The sequence below is a fragment of the Clostridium cavendishii DSM 21758 genome, from assembly GCF_900141845.1.
Taxonomy (GTDB): Bacteria; Bacillota; Clostridia; order Clostridiales; family Clostridiaceae; genus Clostridium_AG; species Clostridium_AG cavendishii.
On record NZ_FQZB01000003.1, the window covers coordinates 434,449 to 442,894 of the forward strand.

Consider the following 8,446-nt stretch of genomic DNA (forward strand, 5'->3'; position numbering starts at 1 on the left):
TAATGGAGGAATACCTATGAAAAATATATATCCTATAAATAGAAATGGAAATTGGTTTAAAGGCAATTTGCATTGTCACTCTACTATGTCTGATGGAAAACTTAATCCTGATGAAGTTGTAAACCTTTATAAAGAAAAAGGTTACTCATTTTTAGCCTTTAGTGAGCATGGATTATTTACAAATCTTTCTGAATTTAACTCTAAAGATTTCTTAATCATGCCAGCTATAGAAGCAGGCATATATGTTAAAGACTCCGAAAAATGCTATCACATCCATGGTATACAAGGTTCAAAAGAAATGATAAAAAGTACTGGTAATACGCCTCTTAATCATAATGATAGGATGGCTCCACCAGATTGGAAGGATGTCAATACAGTTCAAAATGTTATTGATAAATTAAATAACACTGGCAATCTAGTTATGCTTAACCATCCTGTTTGGTCATTAACTGAGTTAGATGATTTTATAGATTTAAAAGACTATTTTGCTTTAGAAATCTTTAACAACTCTTGCGAAATGGAAACAAAGACAGGTCTATCTACTGTTTATTGGGATTCTTTACTTAGAAGAGGCAGAAAAATCTGGGGGATAGCTACAGATGATAATCATAATAAGAATAAATTTGGCGATGCCTCTATAACATGGGACTCTTTTGGTGGCTGGGTTAATGTACAAGCAAATGAGTTATCTCAAGATGCTATTTCTGAAGCTCTTTTAGCTGGTAAGTTCTACTCATCTACAGGTCCTGAAATATATAATTACGGAATAGAAAATGGTGAGGCTTTTGTTGAATGCTCGCCAGTTGAAAAGGTTTATTTCAGATCAAATACTTATGGCTATAGTAGGTGTAATAAATCTGGAGAACCTGTAACTAAAATTACTTATAAATTAAAAGGAACCGAAAAATATATTAGAATTGAATGTGAAGATAAATTCGGTAAAACAGCTTGGACAAATCCTATGTTTATATCAGAATAGATATAATTACGTGTGTAAGAAATCACCAATATATAATATAAATTTATATACTATATAAGTGTCAAACTAATATCTATTACTAAAAAAGTAGATAGTTTTGCTTTTATACAAAACCATCTACTTTTTTAATTTTGAACCATGTCCAATTTTTTAATATTATATCTGATTTTACTTTTTTCCTAAAAACTATTAATCAATATAATTTTTTATAACTTTTTTAATCTTCAAATTCAAATAGCTCTTCAACAGTAGTTCCAAAAACTTTTGCAATATCCATTGCTAATTTTAAAGATGGATTATATTTGCCATTTTCTAAGTGAACAATTGTTTCACGTCTAACACCCACAAGTTCTGCAAGCTCATTTTGCTTAATTAGCGCTTTTTCTCTATACTCTTTTATTTTTGTTTTTAAAGTAGGCAATTTTATTTAAATCCCCCTTTTATCATAATAACCAAAAAGTATTGCTCTTAAAAGCAAAACAAGATAAGCTACTATAACTAGAAATAAACCTATAAATTTAACAGGAATAAGAGTAGTAACAACGTTATTATTATTATTTGGAGATATAGTAAAATTAAATATTATAAGACTATATATTATAGTATGCAAACAAATACCATCTACTTTTGCAAGTATGCTTTTAGCTGACTCATCAATAGTTTCTTTTTTCTTCAATCCTAGTACGAAAAAATAAATAATTACTATCGCCATAACAACAGTCAGCACAATATTTACACTTTCGCTAACCCAATCTACCTTACCAATTGCTACTACAATTAAAAAAAACAGCCATGGTATAGATTGTAGATATAATTGTTTTTTTACGGTTAATTTATTTTCTCTCATAAAATCATCCTCCTAAAAGTGATATATTTATAACTTGATGTTATAAATATATCACTTATGACAATTTTAGTCAATGCATCTTTTGTATATTTTTAACTTTTATTCCTCTTATATTAAATAAAATTTATACTTTGTATACTTACTATATGTTTCATCTGGTTTTAGAATAGATTTTTCTAAGAAACATTGATTTATTCCTATTGGTGGCGCTTGTGTTTCAAAACATACTCCTAGTCTTTGCCTTGGCTTAATATTTCCTTTTAAAGCTTTATCATTTGGATAGTTCATAGTATAAATAACAACTGCTTCATTATTTGTTTCTATATCCATGCCTCTTCCTGATTTTTTATCATTTAATGATATTAATCCATCTTCGTTTTCCCTGAAGACAAATGGGTGATCATATCCATTCCCAAGTTTTATTTGCTTGTGTTCAGCATTAATATGTTCTTTAATTGTCTTCCTTTTGGTAAAATCAAAAGCTTTATTCTCGTAAACAGGTAATATCTTCCCTGTAACCGCTCCTGTTTCTTCTATTTCTAAAATATTTTCAGCATTCATTTGTAATTCATTATCTAATATATCATCCTTATAATTACCACTTAAATTAAAATAACTATGATTTGTTATATTTACTAAAGTAGTCTCATCTGTATTAGCTACTGCCAAAAATTCAAGTTCATCTTCATTATTAAGCGTATAGCTTACTTCACACCTTAAATTACCTGGATAATTTTCTTCCATACGCTTTGATAAATAATATAAAGTTACTCCAACCTTGTCTTTTTCTATTATAGGTTTAACTGTCCATATTTTTTTATCAAAACCTATATTACCACCATGACATTGATTTACTACATAATTATTATTAAGCTTATACTCCTTGCCTTCTATAGTTACAATTCCATTATAAATACGTCCAGCAGTTCTCCCCACTGTAGCACCATAATAACAATCATTTTCAAAATAATCTTCTATATTGTTATAAGAAAGCACTATATTTTCATAGTTACCTTCTTTATCTGGTGTCATAATTTTTGTAATAATTCCGCCTAAATTAAGAACTCCTACTTTTATCCCATTTTCATTTTCAAATTCATACTCAATTATATTTTCACCTTTATAATTATCTATAATATTACTTTTAAAATTCATACCCATACAAATAACCTCTTTCTTAAATAAAATAAGGTATATTAAAATAATAACAGCCTCCTATATTGACTAATTATCTTTTAATATACCTAAAGTCTTAATATATTAATGAAACTCCTACTCATTACATTCGTATGAGTAAGTTTGAATTAACCAAATTAAAATTTGGATTCTCACTTGTCAAAACTTTTAAATTAGTTTAATAAATTCATAAATTTATCAAAGGCCTTAATTCCTTTAGCATCTCTTTTAAATACACCACAGTCTTCTAATACTTTAAGGAATACCTTTCCTATTTCTTCTTCTATTACTTTATCGATATTTTCTTCTGTTATATCTCCATGATTTATTATTACTTCATTTATCCAAGCAATATGTTTTTTAATACTTTCTGATACTTGAACCATTTCACCTCTAATAGTTTTAAGCACATAAGACTTTAATTCTTCCATTTCATATTTCAATCTCGAAGGTAATACGGCTAGTCCCATAACTTCTATAAGACCTATGTTTTCCTTCTTTATATGATGAAGTTCTTCATGTGGATGGAATATACCAAAAGGATATTCAGAAGTAGTTCTGTTATTTCTAAAAACTAAATCTAGTTCAAATTTTCCGTTTCTAAATCTTGCTATTGGTGTTACTGTATTATGCTCAGTTTCTCCTGTAAAAGCTAAAATATCAACTTCTTCATCACTATACTTTTTCCAAGAGTTATTTATTTTAGTTGCTAATTCTACTAATCTATCTTTATCTTCACAAGCTATTCTTATTGCAGACAGAGGCCATTTAACCTTAGATACTATTATATCTTCAAAATCTTTTATAATATATTGTTTTTCACTTTCAGCCTTTTCCATTGCAAATTCATAATTACCACCTTGATAGTGATTATGAGTTAAGATAGAACCACCAACTATAGGCAAATCTGCATTAGAACCTATAAAATAGTGATTAAAAGTTTCAATAAAATCTAATAATTCAACAAAAGTATCTCTACCTATCCTCATTGGACTATGCTCATCCTTAAGCACTATTGAATGCTCATTAAAATAAACATAAGGTGAATATTGTAAAAACCATCTTGAATTATTTAATACAAGGGGTATTATTCTGTGATTTCCTCTTGCTGGATGATTAAAATGTCCAGCATAGCCTTCATTTTCCTTACATAATAAACATTTAGGATAATTTGAGCTTTTAATAGTCTTTGCTTTAGCAATTTCTTTTGGATCTTTTTCTGGTTTAGCCATATTTATAGTAATATCCAAATCACCATATTCCGTTGCAACTTTCCATTTAAGATCTTTTTTCACTCTTTCTACTCTTATATAATTTGATTTTTTACTAAAATCATAATAATAATCTGTTGCTTTTTTAGGATTAATTTCATAATTTGATAAGAACTCTTTAATAACTTGAGAAGGTTTTGGTATCATAGTAGCCATTATCTTAGTGTCCAATATATCCTTTTCAGTAACAGTATCATTAATAAGACCTTCCTTAATAGACCAAGCTAGTATATTTTCTAATATTCCGTCTAAATCTCTGTCTTCTTCTACATCTCCTTGATAGCATTTAAAATCATCCAATTTAAGTACTTCTAATATTTTATTAATGCTATATATTTCATCTTCTATTTCTATAAAACCGCATTTTATTCCGTAATTAACTAAAGCTTGTATTTCTTTAAATATATCTATATTAATCATACAGTTTCCCTCCTAAGTTAAACAATTTTGTTTCTTATCACATAAATTTTAAAGGTAATAATTTAGTCTACTTATATGTTGTTTTTCCTACGTCCTAAAACAATTTTCTTGCTCCATCACCTACTGATGCTACATAAAAACTAGCTTCATAACCTATTTTTTCTTTATAACCTTTTCCTACATTTTTTACAAAATCCTCTATATTTTCATTTTTAACTAAAGATATAGTACATCCCCCAAAACCTGCTCCTGTCATTCTAGAACCTATTACACCTCTTTCTTCAAGTGCAAGCTCTACTAATGTATCAAGCTCAATTCCAGTAACTTCATACTTATCTTTTAAGGAATAATGAGATGATTTCATCAACTCTCCAAACTCACTTATTTTTCCTTGTTTTAATACTTCAACAGCTTTTTTAGTTCTTATGTTTTCAAGTACAGCATGTTCCGCTCTATCTCTACATACATCTCTTTTTATATATTGCTTTAAGTTTATAAATTCCTCTTCTGTTAAATCTCCTAATGAATTTATATCTTTATGTTCTTTTATATCACTTAAAGCTTCTTCACATTCACTTCTTCTTTCATTGTATTTAGAGTCTGCAAGACCTCTCCTTTTATTAGTATTGGCTATTACTATAGATGCTCCATCTAAAGAAACTGGTACATATTCATACTTCAAATTATTTGTATCTAATAATATAGCGTGGTTCTCTTTTCCCATACCTATTGCAAATTGATCCATAATTCCACAATTAACACCTATGAACTTATTTTCAGCCATTTGACTAAGTTTAACCATTTCAATCATATCTAAATCTAAGTCAAAATAATCCTTAAGCATAACTGAAGTTACAAGTTCTATGGATGCAGATGAAGAAAGTCCAGCTCCATTCGGTATGTTTCCATATACAAGAACATCCATACCATGATTTATGCTATACCCTTTTTCTTTAAACGCCCAAATAACACCTTTAGGATAGTTAGCCCAATCATCTTGTTTTATATTTTGTAAATCATTTATGGAGAATTCTATAATTCCTAAGTCCTCAAAGTTTAAAGAATACATTCTTACCAAACCATCTTCTCTTTTTCTTGAAACAGCATATGTTCCAAAACTTAAAGCACAAGGAAAAACATGTCCACCATTATAATCTGTATGCTCACCTATTAAATTTACTCTACCTGGTGCAAAAAATATATTTTCAGCATTTACTTTAAAAATTTCTTTGAAGTCACTTTTTAATACATCTAACATAAATATGCCTCCTATCTTGCTACTCCACCTGCTAATATTCCTGTAGTTATCCCTTTTATCTCTTCATAGCTTGCAATACTTGCATCCCCCTCTATGGTATGCTTGTACACACCAGATGCTACTGCAAACTCTAACGCTTCTTTAATATCTTTATCATTTGCTAACTCACAAAGTAAACCTGCTGCAAAAGCGTCTCCTGCTCCCACCCTATCAGTAATATCAAATTCGTATTTGTTTGATGCTATAAGCTTATCTCCATCAAAAATTACTCCTCTTAAAGAATTTCTTGAAGTTGAAAAAGTTTCTCTAATAGTTGTTGCAACTAATCCTACATTAAGTTCCTTATTCATTTCTCCAAAAACTTTAATAAAGTAATCCTTTTCCTCTACTTCATCTTTAAAACTTACAGGTGTAAATTCATTACTTTTACTATTTAAATCTATCCAACCTATACATAAATCTACATCTTTAATAAGTTCTCTCATTACAGTTTTAAATGTTCCATAATCCCATAGCTTACTTCTATAATTTAAATCTACACTTATTTTAACATCATTTTTCTTAGCTACCTTTATAGCTTCCTTTAAAGCTTCAACACAGTTTTCACCTAAAGCAGCCGTTATACCTGAAAAATGAAACCAATCTGCATCTTTAAACACTTCCTCAAACGAAAAGTCACCTTTTTTAGATGTTGACATAGCTGAACTTTTTCTGTCATAGACTACTTTAGAGCTTCTTACAGAATTTCCATTTTCAAAATAATAAACTCCTAGTCTTTCTCCTCCATAAGCTATATAACTAGTATCTACTCTATTACTATCTAAATATCTTTCTACCATATCTCCTATAGGATTTTCTGGCAACTTACTAACAAAAGTTGAATGTATTCCTAAATTAGCTAAAAGCACTGCTACATTTGCTTCAGCACCACCAAAATTTATTTTGAAATCCTCTGCTTGTGAAAATCTTTTATTAGATTTTGGTGATAATCTCATCATTATTTCACCAAAGGTAACTATTTTTTTCTTCATAGTATACACCTTACTTTCCTCTTGCTAATTTAACTTTTTCTATAAATTGTCTTGAAAGTTCAGTAGTTTTTTCAAAATCTCCTTTAAGTGCTGGTGCTGTTAAGCTTCCGCCTATTCCAACTGCTACGCAGCCATTTTTAATCCAAGTGTCAATATTATCTAGTGAAACTCCACCTGTTGGCATTATTGAAACCTGTGGAAGAGGTGCTTTAATATCCTTAACTATTCCTGGTCCAAAGGCTGAACCTGGGAATAACTTAACTACATCTGTTCCAGCTTCCATGGCCTTAATTATTTCTTGGATTGTCATACATCCTGCCATATATGGTATGTCATATCTATTACATAATTTTGAAGTTTCCAAATCGAAGCTTGGACTTACTATAAATTCTGCTCCTTCTAAAATAGCTATTCTAGCAGTTTCACTGTCTAATACTGTTCCTGCTCCAACTACTATAGAATCACCATACATCTCTTTTAATTTATCTATTACCTTATGCGCTTTAGGTACTGTAAAGGTTACTTCAATTGCATTAATTCCGCCTTTTATGCAAGAAGAAGCTACATTTATAGCTTCTTCTATATTTTTTCCCCTTATTACAGCAACAACACCAGTTTCCATTACCTCATTTACTATTCTCATCTTATTTAACATAATAATTTCTCCTTAGAATTAACGTAATTTTTTCTGTTATATATTGCTTTTTTAAATTATCTAACTAACCATCCACCATCAACAGCTAATATATGTCCATTTACATAATCAGATGCTCTACTTGATAAAAATACCACTGTTCCCATTAAATCAAATGGTTTAGCCCATTTTTCTGCTGGTATCCTTGAAAGAATTTCTGCATTTCTCTTTTCATCAGCTCTTATAGGCGCTGTGTTTGCAGTTTCTATATATCCAGGTGCTATTGCATTTATTTGAACATTGTGACAAGCTAATTCGTTTGCAAAAGCTTTAGTTAATCCAGCTACCCCATGCTTACTTGCAGTGTATGGAGGTACAAATTTTCCACCTTGGAATGAAAGCATTGAAGCTATGTTTATTATCTTTCCTGATTTTTGTTCAACCATTATATTAGCTACAGCCTTACTTAAGTGATATACAGAGTTTAGATTTATATCCATTACTGCATCCCAATCTTCGTCTTTATATTCTAAAAGTGGAGCTCTTCTTATAGTTCCTGCATTGTTAACTAATATATCTATTCTTCCAAATTCTTTCATACAAGTTTCTACAACGCTTTCTCTATCTTCTTTCTTTGTTAAATCAGCTTGATGGAATACTATCTTTCTTCCTTCTTTTTCAACTAACTCTCTAGTTTCATCCCAATTTCTATCATAAGTTGGAACAAAAAGGTCTGCACCTGCTTTTGCTAATGCTACTACATAGCCTTGTCCAAGTCCTGTGTTTCCACCTGTTACTACTGCAACCTTTCCTTTTAAAGAAAAGAAATC

General features: G+C 29.6%; 9 protein-coding genes. 1 reads left to right on the forward strand and 8 read right to left on the reverse strand.

The window, feature by feature from the left end; genetic code table 11:
• Positions 1-16 precede the first annotated feature (16 nt).
• Positions 17-979, forward strand: coding sequence for a PHP domain-containing protein (locus BUB01_RS02000; protein ID WP_072984748.1), 963 nt, complete (start codon positions 17-19; stop codon positions 977-979).
• 217 nt (positions 980-1,196) lie between these two features.
• On the opposite strand, the gene BUB01_RS02005 is transcribed toward BUB01_RS02000, so the two are convergent.
• From BUB01_RS02005 to kduD, 8 genes are all read right to left on the reverse strand, one after another.
• Entirely contained in the window at positions 1,197-1,400 is a 204-nt protein-coding gene (locus BUB01_RS02005) for a helix-turn-helix transcriptional regulator (RefSeq protein ID WP_072984750.1), read from the reverse strand.
• 6 nt (positions 1,401-1,406) lie between these two features.
• Positions 1,407-1,826: a hypothetical protein gene (locus BUB01_RS02010; protein ID WP_072984752.1), complete on the reverse strand. Its 420-nt coding sequence runs from the start codon at positions 1,824-1,826 to the stop codon at positions 1,407-1,409.
• Between the two features lie 108 nt (positions 1,827-1,934).
• Positions 1,935-2,987 (reverse strand): aldose epimerase family protein, encoded by a 1,053-nt coding sequence (locus BUB01_RS02015; RefSeq protein ID WP_084108169.1) that lies wholly within the window; start codon positions 2,985-2,987, stop codon positions 1,935-1,937.
• 188 nt (positions 2,988-3,175) lie between these two features.
• Positions 3,176-4,693, reverse strand: coding sequence for a UDP-glucose--hexose-1-phosphate uridylyltransferase (gene galT / locus BUB01_RS02020; protein WP_072984754.1), 1,518 nt, complete (start codon positions 4,691-4,693; stop codon positions 3,176-3,178).
• A 94-nt stretch (positions 4,694-4,787) separates the two neighbouring features.
• Positions 4,788-5,951: a galactokinase gene (locus BUB01_RS02025; RefSeq protein WP_072984757.1), complete on the reverse strand. Its 1,164-nt coding sequence runs from the start codon at positions 5,949-5,951 to the stop codon at positions 4,788-4,790.
• Between the two features lie 11 nt (positions 5,952-5,962).
• The gene (locus BUB01_RS02030) at positions 5,963-6,982 is read right to left on the reverse strand and encodes a sugar kinase (protein WP_072984798.1); all 1,020 of its coding nucleotides are present in this window, start codon (positions 6,980-6,982) and stop codon (positions 5,963-5,965) included.
• A 10-nt stretch (positions 6,983-6,992) separates the two neighbouring features.
• Entirely contained in the window at positions 6,993-7,637 is a 645-nt protein-coding gene (locus BUB01_RS02035) for a bifunctional 2-keto-4-hydroxyglutarate aldolase/2-keto-3-deoxy-6-phosphogluconate aldolase (protein WP_072984759.1), read from the reverse strand.
• 56 nt (positions 7,638-7,693) lie between these two features.
• Positions 7,694-8,446, reverse strand: a 753-nt coding sequence (gene kduD, locus BUB01_RS02040) for a 2-dehydro-3-deoxy-D-gluconate 5-dehydrogenase KduD (RefSeq protein WP_072984762.1), incomplete at its 5' end; no start/stop codon positions are given.

Coding starts and splice junctions, on each gene's coding strand:
- BUB01_RS02000 (WP_072984748.1), top strand. CDS start 17: ATGAAAAATATATATCCTATAAATAGAAATGGAAATTGGTTTAAAGGC.
- BUB01_RS02010 (WP_072984752.1), bottom strand. CDS start 1,826: ATGAGAGAAAATAAATTAACCGTAAAAAAACAATTATATCTACAATCT.
- BUB01_RS02015 (WP_084108169.1), bottom strand. CDS start 2,987: ATGGGTATGAATTTTAAAAGTAATATTATAGATAATTATAAAGGTGAA.
- galT (WP_072984754.1), bottom strand. CDS start 4,693: ATGATTAATATAGATATATTTAAAGAAATACAAGCTTTAGTTAATTAC.
- BUB01_RS02025 (WP_072984757.1), bottom strand. CDS start 5,951: ATGTTAGATGTATTAAAAAGTGACTTCAAAGAAATTTTTAAAGTAAAT.
- BUB01_RS02030 (WP_072984798.1), bottom strand. CDS start 6,982: ATGAAGAAAAAAATAGTTACCTTTGGTGAAATAATGATGAGATTATCA.
- BUB01_RS02035 (WP_072984759.1), bottom strand. CDS start 7,637: ATGTTAAATAAGATGAGAATAGTAAATGAGGTAATGGAAACTGGTGTT.